The organism is Fodinicola feengrottensis, assembly GCF_010993775.1.
In the GTDB taxonomy this organism is placed as follows: Bacteria; Actinomycetota; Actinomycetes; order Mycobacteriales; family HKI-0501; genus Fodinicola; species Fodinicola feengrottensis.
On sequence record NZ_WOTO01000053.1, the window covers coordinates 26,436 to 45,832 of the forward strand.

At 65.4% G+C, this 19,397-nt stretch carries 23 protein-coding genes and 4 pseudogenes; 10 read left to right on the forward strand and 17 right to left on the reverse strand.

Features of this window, described 5'->3' with window-relative positions; all coding sequences use genetic code 11:
• The first annotated feature begins 55 nt into the window (after window positions 1–55).
• Window positions 56–2,059, forward strand: a pseudogene (locus GNX96_RS65785) (SDR family oxidoreductase).
• On the opposite strand, the gene GNX96_RS36680 reads toward GNX96_RS65785, so the two are convergent.
• The 8 genes and pseudogenes from GNX96_RS36680 to GNX96_RS36705 all read right to left on the reverse strand — a co-directional run bounded on the left by GNX96_RS36680 (window position 2,050) and on the right by GNX96_RS36705 (window position 7,938).
• Entirely contained in the window at window positions 2,050–2,937 is an 888-nt protein-coding gene (locus tag GNX96_RS36680) for an MFS transporter (RefSeq protein WP_390624237.1), read from the reverse strand. The pseudogene GNX96_RS65785 and the gene GNX96_RS36680 sit on opposite strands and share 10 nt — an antisense overlap.
• Window positions 2,823–3,284, reverse strand: a complete 462-nt coding sequence (locus tag GNX96_RS36685) for a hypothetical protein (RefSeq protein WP_163572395.1) — start codon at window positions 3,282–3,284, stop codon at window positions 2,823–2,825. The genes GNX96_RS36680 and GNX96_RS36685 overlap by 115 nt, the downstream gene beginning before the upstream one ends.
• Window positions 3,285–3,312: 28 nt before the next feature.
• Entirely contained in the window at window positions 3,313–3,801 is a 489-nt protein-coding gene (locus tag GNX96_RS36690) for a DUF309 domain-containing protein (RefSeq protein WP_163572429.1), read from the reverse strand.
• Window positions 3,802–3,866: 65 nt separating this feature from the next.
• Window positions 3,867–4,685, reverse strand: coding sequence for an AMP-binding protein (locus tag GNX96_RS57965; protein ID WP_279582420.1), 819 nt, complete (start codon window positions 4,683–4,685; stop codon window positions 3,867–3,869).
• Window positions 4,686–4,701: 16 nt separating this feature from the next.
• Window positions 4,702–5,091: pseudogene (locus GNX96_RS65790) on the reverse strand (AMP-binding protein); the annotation flags it as partial.
• On the reverse strand, window positions 5,012–5,344 hold the full coding sequence (locus GNX96_RS57970) for an AMP-binding protein (RefSeq protein WP_279582421.1): 333 nt from the start codon (window positions 5,342–5,344) through the stop codon (window positions 5,012–5,014). The pseudogene GNX96_RS65790 and the gene GNX96_RS57970, both read right to left, overlap by 80 nt.
• Before the next feature lie 155 nt (window positions 5,345–5,499).
• Window positions 5,500–6,588 (reverse strand): amidohydrolase family protein, encoded by a 1,089-nt coding sequence (locus GNX96_RS36700; RefSeq protein WP_163572396.1) that lies wholly within the window; start codon window positions 6,586–6,588, stop codon window positions 5,500–5,502.
• 261 nt (window positions 6,589–6,849) lie between these two features.
• Window positions 6,850–7,938 carry a PucR family transcriptional regulator gene (locus GNX96_RS36705; protein ID WP_163572397.1) on the reverse strand — a complete coding sequence of 363 codons (1,089 nt, stop codon included), beginning with the start codon at window positions 7,936–7,938 and terminating at the stop codon, window positions 6,850–6,852.
• 109 nt (window positions 7,939–8,047) lie between these two features.
• On the opposite strand from GNX96_RS36705, the gene GNX96_RS57975 reads away from it, so the two are divergent.
• Window positions 8,048–8,647: a TerC/Alx family metal homeostasis membrane protein gene (locus GNX96_RS57975; RefSeq protein ID WP_279582422.1), complete on the forward strand. Its 600-nt coding sequence runs from the start codon at window positions 8,048–8,050 to the stop codon at window positions 8,645–8,647.
• Window positions 8,614–8,991 carry a TerC family protein gene (locus GNX96_RS57980; protein ID WP_279582423.1) on the forward strand — a complete coding sequence of 126 codons (378 nt, stop codon included), beginning with the start codon at window positions 8,614–8,616 and terminating at the stop codon, window positions 8,989–8,991. The genes GNX96_RS57975 and GNX96_RS57980 overlap by 34 nt, the downstream gene beginning before the upstream one ends.
• Before the next feature lie 50 nt (window positions 8,992–9,041).
• Here the strand turns inward: GNX96_RS57980 and GNX96_RS36715 are convergent, their stop codons facing one another.
• Entirely contained in the window at window positions 9,042–9,659 is a 618-nt protein-coding gene (locus GNX96_RS36715; RefSeq protein WP_163572398.1) for a TetR/AcrR family transcriptional regulator, read from the reverse strand.
• Window positions 9,660–9,874: 215 nt separating this feature from the next.
• Here GNX96_RS36715 and GNX96_RS57985 point away from each other — a divergent pair.
• From GNX96_RS57985 to GNX96_RS36730, 3 genes and pseudogenes are all read left to right on the forward strand, one after another.
• Window positions 9,875–10,048: pseudogene (locus GNX96_RS57985) on the forward strand (helix-turn-helix domain-containing protein); the annotation flags it as partial.
• An 80-nt stretch (window positions 10,049–10,128) separates the two neighbouring features.
• The gene (locus tag GNX96_RS36725; RefSeq protein WP_279582424.1) at window positions 10,129–10,473 is read left to right on the forward strand and encodes a TetR family transcriptional regulator C-terminal domain-containing protein; all 345 of its coding nucleotides are present in this window, start codon (window positions 10,129–10,131) and stop codon (window positions 10,471–10,473) included.
• On the forward strand, window positions 10,470–11,312 hold the full coding sequence (locus GNX96_RS36730) for an SAM-dependent methyltransferase (RefSeq protein WP_163572401.1): 843 nt from the start codon (window positions 10,470–10,472) through the stop codon (window positions 11,310–11,312). The genes GNX96_RS36725 and GNX96_RS36730 overlap by 4 nt, the downstream gene beginning before the upstream one ends.
• Before the next feature lie 208 nt (window positions 11,313–11,520).
• On the opposite strand, the gene GNX96_RS36735 is transcribed toward GNX96_RS36730, so the two are convergent.
• Together GNX96_RS36735 and GNX96_RS57990 are read right to left on the reverse strand one after the other, a co-directional pair.
• On the reverse strand, window positions 11,521–11,871 hold the full coding sequence (locus GNX96_RS36735) for a hypothetical protein (protein WP_163572402.1): 351 nt from the start codon (window positions 11,869–11,871) through the stop codon (window positions 11,521–11,523).
• Window positions 11,872–11,952: 81 nt separating this feature from the next.
• On the reverse strand, window positions 11,953–12,096 hold the full coding sequence (locus GNX96_RS57990; RefSeq protein WP_279582425.1) for a hypothetical protein: 144 nt from the start codon (window positions 12,094–12,096) through the stop codon (window positions 11,953–11,955).
• 14 nt (window positions 12,097–12,110) lie between these two features.
• Here GNX96_RS57990 and GNX96_RS36740 point away from each other — a divergent pair, with 14 nt between their 5' ends.
• From GNX96_RS36740 to GNX96_RS36750, 3 genes are read left to right on the forward strand one after another with little or no spacing between them, the layout of a single operon-like run.
• Window positions 12,111–12,653 carry a sensor histidine kinase gene (locus GNX96_RS36740; protein ID WP_163572403.1) on the forward strand — a complete coding sequence of 181 codons (543 nt, stop codon included), beginning with the start codon at window positions 12,111–12,113 and terminating at the stop codon, window positions 12,651–12,653.
• Complete coding sequence (locus GNX96_RS36745) at window positions 12,650–12,880, forward strand: hypothetical protein (protein WP_163572404.1); 231 nt, start codon at window positions 12,650–12,652, stop codon at window positions 12,878–12,880. The genes GNX96_RS36740 and GNX96_RS36745 overlap by 4 nt, the downstream gene beginning before the upstream one ends.
• The gene (locus GNX96_RS36750) at window positions 12,852–13,523 is read left to right on the forward strand and encodes a response regulator (protein ID WP_163572405.1); all 672 of its coding nucleotides are present in this window, start codon (window positions 12,852–12,854) and stop codon (window positions 13,521–13,523) included. Before GNX96_RS36745 ends, GNX96_RS36750 begins: the two co-directional genes overlap by 29 nt.
• Before the next feature lie 137 nt (window positions 13,524–13,660).
• Here the strand turns inward: GNX96_RS36750 and GNX96_RS36755 are convergent, their stop codons facing one another.
• From GNX96_RS36755 to GNX96_RS36770, 4 genes and pseudogenes are all read right to left on the reverse strand, one after another.
• The gene (locus tag GNX96_RS36755) at window positions 13,661–13,813 is read right to left on the reverse strand and encodes a hypothetical protein (protein WP_163572406.1); all 153 of its coding nucleotides are present in this window, start codon (window positions 13,811–13,813) and stop codon (window positions 13,661–13,663) included.
• Window positions 13,814–13,878: 65 nt separating this feature from the next.
• A complete protein-coding gene (locus GNX96_RS65795; RefSeq protein WP_279582426.1) occupies window positions 13,879–14,823 on the reverse strand; it encodes a hypothetical protein in 945 nt (314 codons plus the stop codon).
• 1 nt (window position 14,824) lies between these two features.
• Window positions 14,825–16,094 (reverse strand): annotated as a pseudogene (locus GNX96_RS36765) (molybdopterin-dependent oxidoreductase).
• A 241-nt stretch (window positions 16,095–16,335) separates the two neighbouring features.
• Window positions 16,336–16,608 (reverse strand): trypco2 family protein, encoded by a 273-nt coding sequence (locus tag GNX96_RS36770; protein WP_279582427.1) that lies wholly within the window; start codon window positions 16,606–16,608, stop codon window positions 16,336–16,338.
• A 133-nt stretch (window positions 16,609–16,741) separates the two neighbouring features.
• Here GNX96_RS36770 and GNX96_RS36775 point away from each other — a divergent pair, with 133 nt between their 5' ends.
• Complete coding sequence (locus GNX96_RS36775) at window positions 16,742–17,620, forward strand: hypothetical protein (RefSeq protein WP_279582428.1); 879 nt, start codon at window positions 16,742–16,744, stop codon at window positions 17,618–17,620.
• Window positions 17,621–17,719: 99 nt separating this feature from the next.
• Here the strand turns inward: GNX96_RS36775 and GNX96_RS36780 are convergent, their stop codons facing one another.
• Both GNX96_RS36780 and GNX96_RS36785 read right to left on the reverse strand, forming a co-directional pair.
• Window positions 17,720–18,664, reverse strand: a complete 945-nt coding sequence (locus GNX96_RS36780; protein ID WP_163572408.1) for a hypothetical protein — start codon at window positions 18,662–18,664, stop codon at window positions 17,720–17,722.
• Window positions 18,661–19,293, reverse strand: coding sequence for a hypothetical protein (locus GNX96_RS36785; protein ID WP_163572409.1), 633 nt, complete (start codon window positions 19,291–19,293; stop codon window positions 18,661–18,663). The genes GNX96_RS36780 and GNX96_RS36785 overlap by 4 nt, the downstream gene beginning before the upstream one ends.
• Window positions 19,294–19,397 lie beyond the last annotated feature (104 nt).

Genomic DNA, 19,397 nt, shown 5'->3' on the forward strand with positions numbered 1-19,397 from the left:
GGATGTGGCACCGTAGGGGTATCGCTCCGCGCGGCTATGAGCAGGGGGAACAGCGATGAGCACGTATCTGGTGACCGGCGCGACCGGGCTGATCGGACGGCATATCGTATCGTCCAACTGCTGGCCGAAAGGGCGGATGCGGACGAGATCATCCTGCTGGTGGTACGGGACCGCTCGCGGGCCCGGCTCGCCGAGCAGATCCGCGGCCTGCCGGGTCAGGACCGCATCCAACTGCTGGTCGGCGACCTCGGGCAGGACCATCTCGGCCTGTCCACGTCCGCTCGGGACGCGCTGCGCGGCCGGGTCGACCACCTCATCCACGCTGCCGCGCTCTACGACCTGGCCGCCGACAACGCGACCAGTGTCGAGGCCAATGTGGACGGTACGCAGCACATGCTGGATCTGGCGGCGGATCTGCACGTCCGCCGGCTGCACCACCTGTCCTCGGTCGCGGTCGCGGGTGACTACCGGGGAAAGTTCGCCGAGGACATGTTCGACGCCGGCCAGCGGCTGGTCACCCCGTACCACCGAACCAAGTTCGCTTCCGAAGAACTCGTCCGCGAGCAGCACGCCGTGCCCTGGCGGATTTACCGGCCGGCGGTGGTGGTCGGCCACTCGATCACCGGTGAGATGGACAAAATCGACGGCCCGTACTACTTCTTTCCCACTCTCGCCCGAATGGCCGCCCTGCCCTGGATGCCGGTGCTGATCCCCGACATCGGCGCCACGAATATCGTCCCGGTCGACTATGTGGCCGCCGCGCTCGTCCACATCGCGCACGCGGACGACCTGGACGGCCAGGTTTTCCAGCTGGTGAATCCGGATCCGCAGCCGGCGGCCGAGGTCTACAACGCCTTCGCGAAGGCGGCCGGCGCGCCGCAGATCACTGGCGCGCTCCCTCGGCAGGCCAGCAAACCGTTGCTGGAGCTGGCAAAACTCACCGAATACGTGCCTGGTGCCGGACTGTTGCGAGATGGCGTCCTTGACTGGCTGGGAATCCCGCCGGCGGTACTTTCGGTGCTCACCTTCCCGTCGGTTTTCGACAGCTCGGCGACCCGCCGCGCGCTCGCGGACAGCGACATCCACGTGCCGCCGCTGGACGACTAACGCGCCGGCTTTGTGGCGCTATTGGCGCGAACACCTGAACCCGTACAGAGCCCGCGTACATCACGGCCGGACGAAACTGGACGGCCGGCGGATCGTCATCACCGGCGCGTCCTCCGGGATCGGCCGGGCCACCGCGCTGCGGGTTTCCGCCGAGGGCGGCATTCCGCTGCTGCTGGCCCGGCGGGCGGAGGAACTGGAGGAGGTACGCACCGAAATCCGGTCCAACGGCGGCGCCGCGTACGCGTATCCCTGCGATCTCACCGATCCGGAGTCGGTCCGCAAGACGGTCGACCAGATGTTGGCCGAACAGCCCGCTATCGACATGCTGGTGAACAACGCCGGCCGGTCGATCCGGCGGTCCGTACGACTGTCGTACGACCGGTTCCACGACTACGAACGTGCCATGGCCATCAACTATTTCGGTGCGCTGCGGTTGATTCTGGCGTTGTTGCCGCACATGACCGAGCGCAAGTTCGGGCATATCGTGAACGTGTCGTCGATTGGCGTGCAGGGCATCGCGCCGCGGTTCTCCGCCTATGTGGCCTCAAAAAGCGCGCTCGACCAGTTCAGCAAGGTGGCTGCCACCGAAACCTTCGGCGACGGCGTCACCTTCACCACCGTGCACATGCCGCTGGTCCGCACCCCGATGATCCGGCCGACGAAGATTTACGACGCCTTTCCAGCGAAATCTCCCGAGCAGGCCGCCGACATGATCATCCAGGCGTTGGAGGAGCGGCCCAAACACATGGGCACCGGCGTCGGCTTCATCATGCAGCTGGCTTACGCGATCAGTCCTGACCTGGTGGACGCGATCGCGTACCAGGGCTACCGGATCTTCCCGGACTCCACCGCGGCCGGCGGACAGGGACGGGTCAAACTCGGGAAATCCGAGCGGCAGCTGTCCAAAGCGGCCGCCGCGCTGGTCCGCATGACTCGCGGCATTCACTGGTAACGGCGAACCAGCACCACCAAACCCAGCACCAGCCCCAACGCGACAGTCAGCAGCGCGGAAGCCGTCAACGCGGCCGGTGCGCCGAAAACGTTGACGATCGGCCCACCGATCAGGGTGCCCAGCGACACCGCCGGAATGACGATCGCACCACGGACCGCGAGCACCCGGCTGAGCAGCTCCGGCGCGCTGACGCGCTGGAAAAGCTCAGTGCTCATCGCCATATACGGTCCATAAATCAGGCCGCCGAGAGTCATGCCGATCATCGCTGGCAGGAGCGTACGAGACAGCCCGACCGGCAGCAGCGCCGCTCCCCAGCCGACGATGATCACGATGACCACCAGCCAGGGCGATCTGCGCGGCAAAAGTCCGGCGCAGAGCCCACCAATCAACGCCCCTACCCCGAAGACCGCGAGCAGGATGCCCAGCACGCCGGCGCTGCCCCGCAGATCGTCGGCCACGTGCAAGGGCAGCGCCACCTCGACCGGCCCGTAGAGGAAATAGAAAACACAGGTGATAACCAGCAGGCCGAGCAACTGGCGGCTGCCGGCGATGACTTTCCACGCACTGCCGGGTGGTCCCGACGGGACCGTGGTGGGCTGCGCACCGCGACCGACTTTCCAGGAAACCGCTGCGAGGACCACGAAAGACAACGCATCGAGACCTATTACCCAAGATGGTCCGGCGATCGCCACGATCCCGCCGGCCAGCGCCGGCCCGACCACCACCGACGCCTGGCTCGCGGTCGACAGCAACGCATTTCCGGTCACCCGGTCGGGACCGTCCAGCCGCTCCGACACCAGCGTGTACGCGCCGGCGTTCCCCCACGCATGCAGTAGCGACGAAAAAGCAAGCAGCACAACGTAAACAACCGGATGCAACAGTCCGGCGATACCGAGCGCCGCGACCGCGCCGAGCGCGACGGCTCGCAGGATCGCGTCCAGCGCGCGATCACCGGGAGCTGGCCATCGATCGTACGAGCGGCGCCAGAACGACCGTCCCAAGCGCCGCCGGCAGCGCGTACGCGGCCACCGCGAGGCCGGTCCACACCGCCGGCCTGGGAAACGGCGCGCGCGATCTGGATCGCCAGCCAGGCCACCGCGACCACGGCCATGCCGTCGCCCAAACTGGAAACCAGCACGCCGGTCAGGATCCGCCGCAACACCGGCTCACGCAGCACGCGACCGTACGGCCCGAAGCGGGCCTTCGCGGTGAGGTCAGTAGTCACCGCTTGATCATGCGACCTCAACCGCGGTTCAGGTCAACACCGTCAGCTTCGGGCGCAAGTCGTCCGCACTCACCCGGCCGACACCCTCGCGCTCGACCCGCACGATCAACTCCCGACCAAACATCATCAGGCCGGTCCCGTCGATCCGGTACGGCAGACCGTCGTACGCACTGATTCTTTCGATGGCCCTGCTGAGCAACGAGACCGCGCCCTTGGCATTTCCCCGTCTTACGTGAGTAATCCCGACCGCCAGTTGCGCCATTCCCTTCCACAGCTCACGTTCTGGCTCCGGCGCGGCCTTCCAGGCGCCCTCCAGCACTTCGTGCGCATGGAACGGCCGGTCCTGGTCGAGGAGTTTTTTTTGCGCCAACGCGAGACTTTCGTCCGGCCCGAGCCCGAGATCGTCCGGCATCGTCTGAATCCCGTCCGTCCCGTACGGCAGCGGCCGCCCGAGCGCGTCCCGCGGCCGCCGCGCGTTGCGCGCCCGCCCTTCCTCGTCCCGATCCCGCTCCGCCATCCCCCCAGTCTGCCACCCGATCACTTTTTTCTTGTCCCCCGTCATCGACGCGCGTTTGTCCTTTGTCAAAGCGAAGCGTCCCGCAGCTTGTAGCGCTGGATCTTGCCGGTCGCGGTCTTGGGCAGCTCGGCCAGGAACTCCACGAAATGCGGGAACTGGTAGCGCTGCAACCGTTCCTTGCACCACTCCTGCAGCTGCGCGGCCAACACGTTGGACGGCTCTCTTTCGGGCAACTCTGTCTCGGACAACACGACGAACGCCTTGATCCGCGCCAATCCGTCCACCGAGGTCGCGACGATGGCCACCTCGGCGACCAAGGGGTGGTCGATCAGGGTGTTCTCGATCTCGATCGGCGAGACCCACAGGCCGCCGATCTTCATCATGTCGTCGGCCCGGCCGCAATACCAGTAGAAGCCGTCGGCATCCCGGGTGTAGCGGTCGCCGGTGAAGAACCACTCGCCGTGTAGCGACTGCCGAGTCTTTTCCCGCCGGTGCCAGTAGAAGTCGAGTGCACTGTCGCCCTTGGCGTAGAGATTGCCCGGCTCGTCGACATCCACCGAACCGCCGTCGAAGCCGACCAGCTTCACCTGATAGCCCGGCACCGCCTTGCCGCTGGAACCGGGCCGCAGGTCGGTTTCGGTGTTGGAGCAGTAAATGTGCAGCATCTCGGTGGAACCAATGCCGTCCAGGATGGTCAGCCCGAACCTGTCCTTCCAGCGCTGCCAAATGCCGGCCGGCAACGGCTCGGCGGCCGAGGCGCACAGCCGTACGGACGAAAGATCGCGAGCCGCCGCACCAGGAGAGCGCAACATCGCGCGTGGTAAAGCGTTGGCACCGAGAAGAAAAAATCGTCGGACGAAACTTCTCCGCCGTGTCCAGCACACTCTCCGGCTTCGGCCGGCCGCGCATCAGGACGGACGATCCGCCGGCCCAGTACGGAAACGACATTCCGTTGCCCATGCCGTACGCGTGATAGAGCTTGGTGGACGAAAAAGTGATGTCGTCGTCGCGAATGCCCAGCACTTTGTCCGCGTACGTCTGACAAGTGACGAGCAGGTCGCCATGCGAATGGACGACCCCTTTCGGGTGGCCGGTGGAACCCGAGCTGTAGAGCCAGAAACCCATGTCCTGCGCGTGCGTGTCGACCGGCGAGGTTTCGCCGGCATGTTCGCCAAGCAGTGCCCGCAGGGACAGCGCGCCGTCAACCGGCTCACCGGCGACAATCGCTCGTACGCCCACTTCGTCCAGCACTGGACGGATGTGCTGGTAGCGAGCCGATTCGACAACCACGACGTCGGCATAGCTGTCGGCAAGGGAAGAACCGGTAGTCGTCGATATTCAGCGCCGGATTCACCGGCACCGGCACCGCACCGATGCGGGCGGCACCGAGAAAAACCGTCGGAAAGTCCGGCGAATCATCCAGAATCAGCAACACCCGCTGTTCGCGGCGCACCCCGAGCGTGGTCAGTGCCGTTCCCATCGCACAAATCCGGGCGAACAGTTCCGCGTACGTGACCTGTTCGGCACCGGCGTAAATCGCCACCTTCGCGGCCCGGCCGGACAGGCAGTTGCGATCGACCAGGGTCGAGAGATGTTGAACCGTTCCGGCGTTGTCATGCCGCCCTCCCGAGCCGACTCGCTGGAGACTGGGGCGAGACTACCCTGAACGGTCGGTCAGTGCGCAACCCCCCGTTTTGCTCATTGTGTGCCTGACCTGCTATCTTTGCCTGAACAGCCGGTCAGGGCTGTCAGACAAGCTACCCCGGTCGCGGCTGACACAGGTCGTCGCGTCCGGGGTTTTTGACGTTTAGTGGACTTTGCGACAATCCGCTGATAGTCCGCGGCGACCTGATGAGCATCGACCCGTACGGGATCACCGTCGCGCAACACCCAGTGGCCGCCCACCATCACCTCACGAACCAGTCCCGGGCCACCCTCGGCGAAGATCGCGAACGCCAGCGTCGAAAGATCCGCGCGGTGCACCGACGGCCGCAGCCGCGCGGCGTCCAGAAAGACCAGATCGGCCGCACGACCAGGCGCGATCTCGCCGAGATCCGCCCGGCCATAACCGACCGCGCCACCACGGGTCGCCATCCGCAACACATCCTCGCGGGTCGCCAGCGGCCGCGAGCCCGTTTGCTGCAACAACCAGGCCGTCCGAATCGTGCCCCACATGTCCACATCGCCCCAGTCCGTGCCCAGCCCGACCGTGACGCCCGCGCGGAACCAGTCGGTGGCCGGCGCAATGCGGCCGTGGATCGAGAGATTCGAGACGGGACAATGCATGATCGAGGCGCCGGCTTTCGCGACCAGTTCCAGGTCGTCGGCGTCTATTTCGCAGCCGTGAAAGAGAACCGTACGGGAGCTCAACAACCCGCGGTCAGCCAGCAGTCGTACGGTCGAACGCCCCCAGTTCTGCTGCACAATCGCCCGCCGCTTGACAGTTTCCAAGCAGTGCAAAGCGAAAATCGGTGCATACTTCACCAGATATCCGGTCGTACGCTCCAACACCGCGGCCGTCAGATCCTCTTCGGAGTCGATGTTGACCGTGTAGCGGGCGGGATCTTCGACCTTGCAGATCCAGTCGTCGTACGCCTGAACCAACGCACGTACGCCAATTTCATCGCCGACATCGGCCAGCACTCCGGGCGGGCATTCGGAAAATCCGCAGTCCGCAACGAAAGTGACGCCCTGGCGCAGCATCGCCACATACTCATAGCGGGCGAGCGCTGCCACGTCGTCAAGATGGGCCGGGTCATCCAGCCATTCGCCGATCTTCGACTGCATCCGACCACCCGGGCTGTCCCCGAACCAGTCAAAAAGAGCTCCAGCCCGGTGTCGAGCCCACGCACCACCGAGGTCTGGCTGTGGAAATGGCCGTTTACCAACCCTGGCAACACAACATAGCCCGAGCAGTCCATAGTGGACTGTTGCGACCCCGGGTCGGTCACCTCGGCGATCAGGCCACCCTCGACGGCGAGATCCGCGACCCCGAAAGTGCCGTCCGGCCGCAGATGGCACACGTTTGTCATCCACACCGGCCGCACGCTACCGGCCCACCGCGGCGACCACCACTTCTTTACCCCCGGGCGAAAGTTGGGCGGCCATCGCCGCGCAATAGAGCGTGAAGCGATCGGCAGGCTCGTCCAGGCTGCGACCGGTCAGCTCAGCGAGACGCTCCAACCGGTAGAGCACCGTTCGTACGCTCACATGCAAAACGCGGGCCGCCGCCGTGTTGCCGCCGTGGTCCAGCACCGCGAGCACGGTCGAAACAATTGGCTCGGCACCACCTCGTACGGCGGCAAGCGGCGCGAAGACCTCCTCCTCAGCCAGCCGGGTCGCGCCAGCGGGGTCCTGAAGAAGCAGTCGGTACGCGTCGAGCCGCCCGGCCGGCAGCACCGGATCGGGCAGCCGAAGCCGGTGCGCGAGGTCCAATGTCTGGCGCACCTCCTGCCAACTGGTCGCCACCGCGGCCGCCCCGGGCCGTGGCCGGCTGCTCGCGACCTGCCAGCCGGCCGTCGGCTCAGCCCTTTCCACCAGCGCATACGCCAGATCCGCCAACTCCGGCACGCCGATCGTCGGCCGGGTCAGCGCGACCCGCGATGGCACCCCGCCGTCCGAGACGACCGGCAGCAGCACGACCAGCAGGCCGTCCTTGGCGGCCGCCAGCACCGGCTCACGCGTCCGCCGGTGCAGGCCATCGCGTACCACCCGGCCGGCTGGGTCCGCGTCGGTCAGCTCTCGAAGAGCCGCGACGGCGAGCAGGGCGTGCGGCTGCGCCAGCCGGAACCCGAGCGCCTCGGCGCTGCCGGTGGTGTGGCGGGTGACGCTGCCCGCCAGCAGGTCGTCGACCAACTCGCGGCGACGCGCCTCGACCTGCCGCGACCAGGTGGCGCCCGCGGCGACATAGCCGGCGGTCACCGTGGAAACGATGTCGTCGATGATCCGCAAAGTCAGCTGACCTGCGGAAACACCACGCCAGGCGGTCGAGAGATAGAGATCGACCAGCTCCGCGAGCGGCACGCCCGCGTCGCTGGCCCGACGCCCCAGCTCCCCGTACCGACGCAGCGTCGCGGCCGACGGCCGGCGCTCGGCCGTCAAGTCCTCCCGGAAGTCTCCCAGCGCCCAAGCATTCATTGCGTGATCCACGCAGTGAAGGTGGCATTCAACGTCACAGTTCGACTCTACTCTGCGCGATCCAATCCACGAAAGATGGGAGTCACCAAGACAACGAAAGGACAAGCCGATGACCACAGCGCCGCTCTGGGCCTGGGGAGCCGTGCTGGTCGCGATCTTCGCGATGCTCGCGGTCGACCTCTTCCTGCACCGCAAGGACCGCGAGATCAGCATCCGCGAAGCCGCCGTCACCAGCGGCGTCTGGATCGCGATCGGACTCGCCTTCGGTGGCATCCTGTGGCTGACACTCGGCGCCGAACAGGGCGCCGCGTATTACGCCGCTTATGTCGTGGAGAAATCGCTCTCGGTCGACAACGTCTTCGTTTTCGCGCTGTTGTTCACCTATTTCGCCGTACCGAAGCAATACCAGCACCGCGTGCTGTTCTTCGGAGTGCTAGGCGCGCTGGCCATGCGGGCGGTTTTCATCTTCGCCGGCAGCGCGTTGATCGGTCAGTTCCACTGGATCATCTACATCTTCGGCGCTTTCCTGGTCTACACGGGCATCAAACTGGCCCGCTCGAAGGGTGACGACGAGGTCGATCCGGAGAAGAACATCGTGCTCCGCTGGACGCGCCGGCTGGTGCCGGTCACTTCGGACTGGCGCGGCCACAAATTCTGGGTACGCGAAGGCGCGAAGTGGATAGCGACGCCGCGCTTTTCGTCGTGCTGATCGCGGTGGAGACCACCGACCTGATCTTCGCGGTCGACTCGATCCCGGCGGTTTTCGGTGTCACGAACGACGCGTTCATCATCTTCACCTCGAACGCTTTCGCGATACTGGGGCTGCGGGCGCTCTACTTCCTGCTCTCCGGCGCGATGAAACACTTCGCGTACCTGCAGCTGGGGCTCGCCGCGGTGCTGACGTTCGTCGGCGCCAAGATGCTGCTGACAGATCTCTTCCCGATCAACATCTGGGTTTCGTTGGCGATCATCGTCGCGCTGCTGACGGCCGCCGTGGTGGCCAGCCTGGTGAAAGTACGGATGGAGAAGAAGAAGGAACTGATCGACGCCTAACTCCAAGAACAAGCAGCCCGGGCCGACAAAGATGTCGGACCGGGCTGTTTCTATTTGATGTTGAGCAACCGGAGCAAACCGTTCAGTGCCATCGCTCGATAGCGCGGATAGGCCGCTCGCCAGTCGTGTTGTTGCAGCCAGTTCACGAAAACGCCGTCGATGTGGGCCCGCATGGTCGCCGCGGCCTCGTCCACGTCGGTGATGTCGAACAACCCGCGCGACTGGCCCTCACGCAGGATTTCCGCGTAAAGACCATTGATGATCGTCGAGGTCAGCACCGAGAGGTCGCTGAAAGACGGCGCCCGGGCGGCGTGCTCGACCAGATCCAGATAGAGCAGGTAGAAGTCACGATTCTGTTGTGCGCCAATGAAAACCGCGTCGATCAGCGCCTCGACCGCGCCAGCGGGGTGGTCATCGACCTGGGCGATGTTCTCCCGGATCCGCGAAGCCGTCCGCAGCAACGCCCACCGCATGGTGGTCAGCAGCAGTTGGTCTTTGGACTTGAAATGGTAAAGCAGCAGCCCTTTGCTGACATCGGCGTCGTCGGCGATGTCCTGCAGGGACGTACGATGCACACCCTGCCGGCTTATCACTCGATAAGCACTGCCGACCAGCGCGGCTTCCCGGCCGGACAGCTGGATCTCAGCACTCGAAGGGTCGGTGACCATCGATGGCGTCTCCAGTGGGTGTGCGACTCGCATTCGAGCCGCTCATTGTAGCGGAGTTGGCTGACCGGTCAGTCGTATGCCAGTTCCGGCCGAGCCAGTTTGGCCCCTCTCGCCCCGTACGCCCCGTCCGCCACGCCGCGCCCGAGTCGACCGTTAAAGTGAGTGCTACGTCGCGTACAGTTGTATAGAGCGAATGTTCGTTCTATATTGGCCCGATGGCCCGAGTCTCGCAGGCACACCTCGATGCCAGGCGGCAACAGATTCTGGACGCCGCCCGGCGCTGCTTCGTACGCAACGGATTCCACGCCACCTCGATGGCGGACCTGCTGGCCGAGGCCAAAATGTCGGCCGGCGGGCTTTACCGCTATTTCAACAGCAAAGACGAGATCGTCACGGCGATCGCGGCGCAGGCGCTGCACGGCGTTTCCGGCGCGATCGAAGCGGTCATCGGCGGCAAACGCTGCCGCCGTTGCACACCATCGTCCGCCGGCTGGCCGGCGAGGGGTCGCCACTGTGCGCGGACCGCGACGCGGCCCGACTGCTGGTGCAGATTTGGGCCGAGGCGGCCCGATCGCCGCGGATCCAGGAACGTTTTCAGGAGGCATTCAGCGGCGCCGAGGCAGTTATCGGCACCCTGATTGCCGAATACCAGCGGCGCGGACTGATTTCCCCTGAGGTGAACCACACTCAGGCCGCCCGGCTGCTGATCGGCCTGCTGCACGGCTTTGTCGTACAACGGGCGCTGTTGCCGGACGCGCATCCAGACACCTTCAACCCCGGCCTCGCCGGACTGATTTTCGGGGGAACTTCATGAGTACGATCAACCCCATCGGCACCACATCTCTCGGGGTGGCCGCGCTGCGCGCGATGGAGTCGATGCGCCCGGACAAGCTGATCGACGACCCGTATGCGATGGGTTTCGTGGCCGCCGCCGGTGGCGGAATGGCACTGCCCGGCGGCGACAAAACCGGATTCATCGCGATCCTGGGACCTGTTGTCGCCGTACGAACGAAATACTTCGACGAGTCGATTCTCGCGGCGGCCCGCGGCGGCTGCCGCCAAGTGGTCATGATGGCATCCGGGATGGACAGTCGGGCGTACCGGCTGGACTGGCCGGCGGACACCGAGCTTTTCGAGCTGGACCAACCCGAAGTGCTGGCGTTCAAGAACGGGGTGCTGGGCGACGCGAAGCCCAAGGCCAACCGGCACCCGGTCGGCGTCGACCTGGTAGGCGACTGGACGGCCACGCTGCGGGTCGCCGGATTCGACCCGGAGGTGCCGACCGCTTGGCTGACCGAGGGCATCATCTACGCGCTGACGCCTGAGCAGGCCGACCTGCTGCTGGAGCGGATCACCAGCGTGAGCGCGCCCGGCAGCGTGATCACCGTCGACCAGGTGCAGGACCACGAGGACCTCAAAGCCGCCCGGCTCGCGGTCAGCCCCGATCTGGTCGACTGTGGGTGGGCGGCCCGACCGGGCATCCGGCGGACTGGTTGCACAGGTTCGGCTGGAAGGCGGAGGTTACCGAGACCGCGGACCTCGCTCGTACGTACGGGCGCGAGGTTCACAAGTGCTACGACCCGGCCGCCGGCGGCGCACACTGCTGGCTCGCCACCGCCACCCGCTAACCCACTCTCCGTAGTGTCTGTTTGACCGCATCGACGCGATGCGTGCGCCGGTGGGGCTGGGTTTTCGTCGAGTGTGGGATTTTGTACCGCTCTCAGCGTCGAGTGTGGGTTAAAGTCCCGCACTCGCCGTCGGGTCTGTCGCTGGCTGGGTGACGGAGAGTAGTAGGGGGAGCGACCAGAGAGCTAGCCCGCGGTTGGCTCGTACGGTGCTCCCGCGGCCGGCCACACCCCGCTTACGCTGGGCACATCATGAACACCATCGCTGTTGCCGGTACGGGCAACCTCCTCCAGTCGACCGCCCGTACGCTGCTTGTTTCCCGCGAGGAGCTGCGCCGCCCGATATCGTGGCTGCCGTTCTGGCGGACCGGGAAGCGCCGCTGGTTCTCCATCTCCCTCATGGTGATCTTCGTCGGCGGAATGGTCGGCGGCATCATCGGCCAGACCCTGGGCGGCTTCGAGCCGCCGGTCGGTTTCGCGCTCCCGCTGGCGTACTTGCAGGCTCTCCCGCTGCTGCTGGCCTGGCGGATGCCGCTGATCACGTGGCGGGTGCTGGCGATCGCCGGCGTGATCGCCGCTATCGGCAATCCGCTGTCGCACTGGACCTGGCCCTGGGCGGCATGCGCATGTGTCGTTTATGGGGTCTCGATCCTGATTGTGTCGATCCGCTATCCGCGGCCGCTCTCGCTCGGAGTTTTCGTTTGTACGATGGTGATTGGCGTGGTCGCGCATTTCACCACCGGGCTGGATCCGATCGCCCTCACGTTCATCGCGATCGGCATGACGGTGATCATGGTGGTCGGCGACAGCATTCGGATCCGGATCGATGCTCTCGCGGGATCTGGTCGAGCAGCAGGCGTTGCGCGAGCAGGATCTGGTCCGGCAGGAGCTGCTGGAAGCCCGTCAAGCCGTGTTGACCGAGCGGTCTCGGATCGCCCGCGAGCTGCACGACGTGGTCGCGCACCACATGTCGATGATCGCGATCCAGGCGCAGGCCGCGCCGTACAAGATCCCCGACCTGCCGCCGCCCGCACTGGAAACCTTCGCCGCCATCCGCGGCGCCTCGACCACCGCGCTGACCGAGATGCGCCGGGTGATCGGGCTGCTGCGGGACGAGTCGGAGGACGCCGAGCGAGTGCCGCAACCCGGTCTGGATGGGCTGGATGAGCTGGTCAAAGGGGCTCGGGCTGCCGGCATGTCGGTGGAGCTGACGATCACCCGGGGGCCGCAGGAGGAGGTGCCGCTCGGCGTCGACGTGTCGGCCTTCCGGATCGTCCAGGAGTCGCTCAGCAACGCCAGCCGGCACGCTCCAGGCGCGCGTACTTTCGTGGGGTCGCCTACGGACCGTCGACTCTGCTCGTACGAGTGACCAACGATCCGGCTCCGAGCGGTCCCCAGCACGTGGGCACCGAGGATCTCAAGCAGACCTCCGGCGGTCACGGTGTCGTCGGAATGCGCGAGCGGGTGGCTATGCTCGACGGCGAACTGGAGGTGGGCCCGACCGAGACGGGCGGCTTCGAGGTCCGGGCAGTTCTTCCAGTGGTACGAGAAACCGAAGGTGGCAGGCGTGACGATCCGAGTAATCCTGGCCGATGACCAGGCCATGGTGCGGGACGGCCTGTCGGCGGTGATCTCCGCGGCCGAGGACATCGAGGTGATCGGCGAGGCCGCGAACGGCAAGGAGGCGGTCGAGCTCGCTCGACAGCTCAACCCCGACGTGGTCGTTATGGACGTACGGATGCCGGTTATGGACGGCCTCGCCGCGACCGGCGAGATTGTCTCCCCGGACGCCGTGGACGGCCCACGAGTACTCATGCTCACCACGTTTGACCTGGACGAATACGTCTACGAAGCGCTGAGTCTGGGCGCCAGCGGCTTCCTGTTGAAAGACGCCTCCACCGAAGAGCTGGTCAACGCCGTACGAGTGGTGGCCGCCGGCGACGCGCTGCTCGCGCCGTCGATCACCCGCCGGCTGATCGCCGACTTCGCCGGCCGCCGCCGGCACGAACGACCCCGCCCGGAGGCCACCTCCGCGCTGACCTCCCGCGAAATCGACGTGCTGCGCCTGATCGCCCGCGGCATGTCCAACATCGAGATCGCCAAGGAACTCTTCCTCGCCGAGCAGACCGTCAAAACCCATGTCGGCCGCATCCTCGCGAAGCTCCAACTCCGCGACCGCACCCAAGCCGTCGTCTTCGCGTACGAAAACGGCGTCGTCGCCGACTCCCCGCCTCGCTAGCCGGCGCGGAACGTCCACACTTGACTCACGGCGACTGGGCCGCTGACCTCGATCGAGTTGCGACGCGGTTTTGTCGGAGCCGCCGAGGACCCGATTCGGGGGCGGCATCTTTCGTTCAAGCGCCGCCTGCGTGCGAATCAGCAGCGACTAGGGGCGGCCGGACGGCTCTGCAGGAGCTTGTCCGCCAGTTTCTGTGCGGTCTGTTGGAGGGACGCGGCGGGCTCGCCGGGCTTGCCCTCCGGGTCCGGTCCTTGCGGGCACGACGACTGGCCGTGGTCGGCGGTGCACATCGGTCCTCCTTCGGTGCGATCGGGAACAGGTCCACTGCACGGAAGGTATCCAGCGCGGCCGCGTTCTAAACCCCCACTTCGTGCCAAGGTCCGGCCGGTATGCCAAGGTTCTGGGACAGCTCGTGGATCGCCTGATCGACGGTCTCCGCGCTGGTGGGGGCATCCAGACGCACCTGCCAGGCCACCCGGCCGGTGTGCGCGTTGCGGGCCACCCGCAGCTGCACATGCTGGCCGACCCGTTCGGTCGCGAGGTGACTGGCCGTGATTTCGGCGGTGACCAGGTCCGGCAGGTTTCGCGGCGCGGCGAGGCTCAGCGTCGTACGCTCCGCGTAGTCCTGCACCACCAACTCGCCACGATCAGCCTGCCATCTCGCGCTGCGCAGGTCCTCCCACCCGATCCGCCGCCATTTCTCTTCGGCCACAGGAAAATACAGCCCGCCACTGCCGCCGACCGCCTCCGGCGCCGCACCCGGGACGGCCGCGAAGGTCAGCACTCGCTCCCCCGGCTCGACCACCGACCGGGCCAGTTTTTGGCTGTGCCGCAGCGGTCGGGTCGCGAACCACACCCGGATCGCGTACACGCAACCACTCACCGCGAAAGCCACTAAGACGAAAATGAGCCAGCGCCGCAAATATGGCTGCTGCGTTTGCCCAGTGGCGTTGAGATACGTCTGCGCGCCCTGCTGAATGATGCCCGGCAGGAAGAGAATCAAAGTGAGACCGGACGCGAGCGCTGGCAGCCGGACGTAATTCACCACTGGAATGGGCAGCCACCGATGCGGGTGGTGCCAACGCCGCACGGTGTGGGCGAGAATAACGTCGGCGAGCGCGTAGACCGGGAAAAGCAGCAGATCATGCCCGATCACCGCGCCGAGAAACCACGCGCCAATCACCCATGCCGCCGGGTCTCCCAGCACCTGACCGACCACATAGCCAACCAGCGAAAAACACAGCAACACCAACGCCAACTGCCAAAGGTCAGCGCCATAAAGCTCGCGTGCTCTGCGCATCTCACGACCTCCGGAAGTCGATGGACGCGACCCATTTCGTGCAATGGACTCCCGGCAACGCCGGCACGATGATACGAGCCGGAAAGCCGTGGTCAAGGCTCAACGGCACGCCATTTACCCTCAACGCCAACAAAGCATCCGGATCAAGCACTTGGTTGGATTGTAAGGTCGCCTGCCCGAACAACCCGTTCTTCTCCACTGACCGGACATGCGCGGACCCCGGCGCCGGCATCCCAGCCAGCCGCGCCAAATCCCGCAGCCGTACGCCCGACCACGACTGGACGGTCGACCCATCCTTCCACGCAGGCGAGCGGAAGATCAGCGGTGTGTTGGCTCATCGAACGCAAGGTGGCCAAGTCCAGTTGTACGTCCCTTTCGCCGCCAGTCAAGGAAAGTCGCCAGGTATTGTCGACTTTCACGCCAGCCGCCACCGCCGTACGGTTAATCTGAAAGCTGGTTGGACCATTCCCGTACGATCGGCCGCGTGGCAACAGGAACGCGCCCCACCGGGAAATCCCACCGACGGTCTGGCCCGCGGTGATCGCCGCGACGAAAAGCGCACCACCAGCCACCAACCCGAGCGCTCCCCGTCGACTGATGGTCGCCGGCCGCGGATTCACCGCTACCAGCCCCTCTTCGTCAAGTGGTTCGGGTTTGGTATCGGCTTTGGCAATCTTCAACTCGGCCCACAGCGAACGCGATCGCAGCGCCTTCACCATCGTCCGGAATTTGAAGGACACATGGACGACGAACCCGCCGATAAACACCCAGGCGCCGTAATAGTGGCCCTCGTAAAAACTGAACCCGAAAACATAGTCGTACTGGATGTTCAACACCCCAGTCGCGACCTCGAAAAGAATCCCGCCGACCAACAGCAGCAGCGAAAGGCGTTCCAGGATGTTCGCGAGCGACCGGGCCGGCGGCCAGGCGAAGAGTTTCGGTACGACAGACCAGAGTTTGGCCAGGATGACCGGAACCAACACGATCCCGAGCCCGACATGCAACCCCTGCGTCAGCCGGAAAAGCCACGCCGGCCTCGTCGGCCAGTCGAAAAACGGGAGGTGCAGCCAGCCAACATCGCCCGGGAATGCCTGACCGAACTGCGGCCCGTACGCGATGAAGTCCAACAGCCCGGTGACAGTCACCAGCGGCAAACAGACCAGCAAGGTAACGCCGAATATCGAGGTCAACCAGGGTCCCCGCAGCGGACTCCGCCACCGATTCAGCTGGTCAAGACCGGGCGGCGGGTGCTCCTCGACCGTCTTCCACAGCCGCTGCGGAAAACCGTGACGGGGGGGCACTTGCGGCCGTCCAGTACGCTCCTTCAATGCGGGCACGCTGCCACCGTACGACAACGCCGTGCCCTAACGACCCCTACGCAACCATCGGTAAGATACTCGCAAGATCTCCCGAATCACCCTGAATCAAGTCGTTAGTCGAGCTCGCGAAACCACCATTTCTCGATTTTCGCCATACCAAACCCATCGCGCGGACCAGTTCGCACTTGTAGTGTCACCGCTCGCCGGCCACCTCGGCACCGGAGATGAGGGCCCGTTGGGTCGGGTCGGTGGCCTTGCGCGGATCGAGTGTCAGCTTGATCCGCTGGGTGGTGGCCGTCGCGGCCCTCGCGTCGGCGCCGGCCTCCACGACCCAGAACCGCACTTTCGCGCCGGGTGCTATCGATTTCTCCACGACAATGCTCAGCTCCAGCTCCACTGGCCCGACCTCGAACCGCAGGTCCGCCTGCTGGCCGGCATTCATCGCGGTAGTCAGCTCAGCCCGCAACTGCCCGATGCTCCGCCAGCTCTACCGCCATCGGCCAGATCCCCTCGTGAGGTCGACTTCGTCCGCCCCATTGTTCCAGGTAAACAGCCTACGCATCCCCCCATTCACGATGCGGATGGCGCACAATCGCGAGATGGCAGCAGGTGGGTACGAATCGTGGTTCGTCAGCGCGCGCGAACCCGGCGGCAGGCGCGCTTTATGGATCCGGCACACGCGGCACGAGCCGGCGAGCGGCGCACCGTCGGCCTCTTACTGGTGCACGACCTTCGACCCGGAACCCGCGGCGGTCAAACAGATTCTGGCCACCGACGACACTCCCGGCAACCCGGATTCCTTTGAGGGCACCGCAACTTGGGGCGGTCACCGCAGCTCCTGGTCGCTGCGCGTCGCGTCCGACGAGCCGACGCTGCGACCCTTGCGGCCATCCGTGCTTTATCGTCTTCCTTTGCCACGTACAAAAGTGGAGGTGCCTGTTCCGGACGGCACGATCAGCGGCACGGTCGACGTGGACGGCCGGCGCTGGGCGATCGACCGATGGAGAGCGACCGTCGGCCATAATTGGGGAACGGAACACGCCGAGCAATGGATTTGGCTGCATGCGGCGGAATTCACCGGACCGGTGACCTGGGTTGACCTCGTGTTGGCCCGGGTACGCGTCGGCGGCCGGCTCACCCCGTGGGTTTGCTCGGGTTCGGTGCGGATAGGCGCCCACATCTTCGCGCTCGGCGGCCTCGGCCGACGGGCCCGGGTCGAAACCCTGACCGACAGCGGCGCGACGCTCGCCATCCCCACGCCCGGAGGGCACCTCGACATCGAAGTCGCATTGAAGCACACGGCCGCGTTGACATATCGCGACCCGTCCGGCAGCACCCGCCATGTGCGACACACGGCCAGCGCCACCATGGAAATCCTTACGAACGGAAGACAGTCGACCACCACGACCGGCGCCGCTTTCGAGGTGGGCTCCCGGGAAACAGACCTGCCAACGCTTGATCTTCCGTTGGAGGACTGAGAAATCACCCTCCTGAAGCAAAGTGCGAGCTACTGCGGGGCCGGTGTGGGCTGGGTGGCGCGGGCGGCTGGTTGTACGGCTGACCTGGCGTCGGCGGATTCACCGAGGGCGGAACAGCGCGCTGCTCGTCGCGGCTCCGCCGGGCGTGATTAAGCAAATCCTGACCACGCGCCACATCCGCCGGCGGCAGCAAGGGCGGTGGCTGCTGACGAGCCCGCTGCTCCAACTGATCAATCCGCGCAGCATTCGTGTTGTGCCCAGACTGCGCCAATCCAAGCCCCGAATCATGCCGATCCAGCCGCTCATCCGCTCGATCAAGCCGACTCCGCACACCACTGGTATGCGCATCAAACTCACTACGCACCCGCCGCTCCCCAGCCGCGAACCGTGCCTGAATCGTATGATCCTGCTGCGCCAACCGCCCCTCAAAATACTGCCGCTGAGCAGCCAACTGACTCTGAGATTCCTGCCGTACGGCCGCCAGCTCCGCCGCGACTGCGCCTGCAGCGCGTCGACGCGCTGATTCGTACCGGTGAGCCGCTGGCTCAGAGCGCGGATCGCCCGGGACGTGACGCCCAGCAAACCTCGGTGCTTGCGCGCTTGGGCGGCGATTGCGTCATCGTGCTGCTTGAACTTGTCCAGCGGCTCGGTGTCGGGATCCTTGCCCTCAGCGCGATCCTTGACCGCCTGCTTGCTGGCCTTGCGCACTTCTCGATATTTGCTGAAAAGTGTCTGCGCTACGCCAACCGCAGAGCCGACAACCACCCCCGGAGTGGCGCTGATCGCTGCGTCAATGAGCTTCTCATCGAATGTCTGAGGGTTCAGCGCTATCCAAACGCCTATTGATGTCAAGGTGCCAGCAACGACGTTGACCGGCGTAAAGATCGCCGTGGACAACCCCGCGTTCTTGGCCTCTTCAACGAATTGCTTCTGGTATTTCGGCTCGGTGACATTGCCACGCTCAAGGGCCCGAACCACCATGCTCTTGTGGCCATTGCCCTGTCTTCGGCCACCATAGCGGCTGCCGCTCGGGCCGCTGGTCATGACTGCTGCAAGTACGCGCAGCGATTGGCCACGATCGCTGGAAGCGACCGCGCGACAAGCACGCCGATTTGCTCGGCGGTCATCTGCGGATCATCCAACCCCGCGTGGAACTGACTGACGCCGTCCCAGATCGACGAGTCGTAAACACTCCTCGACCAGATCGTGTAGATGTCGGAGTAGACCTTGAGCAGAACCCGGCCTTCGCGGCCGATGCGAAAGTAGAGACGGTCGTCAAGACTGTTACCGAGAGCATCGCCAGTGGGGAACAGCCGGTGCGATCGAAGGAACTCAAGCCCGGATTCGGTCTCGGGATCGAACTCCGCCAGCGTGCCCCACTTCGACAGGTTGTCGACAACAGCCGGAACGTCGACTGGTGGTTTGTCGGGCGCCTGCGTTGCCACCGTCTCGAGGGTAGCCAGCTCTTCCAGGGTCGAACGGCCAAACTCACAGCGGCTCGATGCCTCCGGGTCAGCGTAGGTGAGCTGCCAGATCGTGTACTCGTCCTTGCTGAGCGTAACCGTGTCAGTTGCTGTCACGACCTCGTACTCCGCGATTTCGGAGTCGGCGTCCGGGGCGGTGTCATACCAGGTCCCGCCGTCGAAGCCGATGGGGACGATGACCTTGGGCACGAAAGAACCTCCGTGTGTGTACGCGGCAGCGAGGCCTCAGCGTACCAAGTAAGCGCGCGTTAGCGGAGGGTTATGAAAGCCAGCAACCCCGCACCGGAGTAGGC

What these genes read in the sequence shown, in the direction of transcription:
- GNX96_RS36775 (WP_279582428.1), top strand. Translation starts at nt 16,742, where the DNA reads ATGGCAGCAGGTGGGTACGAATCGTGGTTCGTCAGCGCGCGCGAACCC.
- GNX96_RS36780 (WP_163572408.1), bottom strand. Translation starts at nt 18,664, where the DNA reads ATGACCAGCGGCCCGAGCGGCAGCCGCTATGGTGGCCGAAGACAGGGC.
- GNX96_RS57975 (WP_279582422.1), top strand. Translation starts at nt 8,048, where the DNA reads ATGACCACAGCGCCGCTCTGGGCCTGGGGAGCCGTGCTGGTCGCGATC.
- GNX96_RS57990 (WP_279582425.1), bottom strand. Translation starts at nt 12,096, where the DNA reads ATGCTGTCGCCGACCACCATGATCACCGTCATGCCGATCGCGATGAAC.
- GNX96_RS36715 (WP_163572398.1), bottom strand. Translation starts at nt 9,659, where the DNA reads ATGGTCACCGACCCTTCGAGTGCTGAGATCCAGCTGTCCGGCCGGGAA.
- GNX96_RS36690 (WP_163572429.1), bottom strand. Translation starts at nt 3,801, where the DNA reads ATGGCGGAGCGGGATCGGGACGAGGAAGGGCGGGCGCGCAACGCGCGG.
- GNX96_RS36705 (WP_163572397.1), bottom strand. Translation starts at nt 7,938, where the DNA reads ATGAATGCTTGGGCGCTGGGAGACTTCCGGGAGGACTTGACGGCCGAG.
- GNX96_RS65795 (WP_279582426.1), bottom strand. Translation starts at nt 14,823, where the DNA reads ATGCGCAGAGCACGCGAGCTTTATGGCGCTGACCTTTGGCAGTTGGCG.
- GNX96_RS36740 (WP_163572403.1), top strand. Translation starts at nt 12,111, where the DNA reads ATGCTCTCGCGGGATCTGGTCGAGCAGCAGGCGTTGCGCGAGCAGGAT.
- GNX96_RS36730 (WP_163572401.1), top strand. Translation starts at nt 10,470, where the DNA reads ATGAGTACGATCAACCCCATCGGCACCACATCTCTCGGGGTGGCCGCG.
- GNX96_RS36700 (WP_163572396.1), bottom strand. Translation starts at nt 6,588, where the DNA reads ATGCAGTCGAAGATCGGCGAATGGCTGGATGACCCGGCCCATCTTGAC.
- GNX96_RS36755 (WP_163572406.1), bottom strand. Translation starts at nt 13,813, where the DNA reads ATGTGCACCGCCGACCACGGCCAGTCGTCGTGCCCGCAAGGACCGGAC.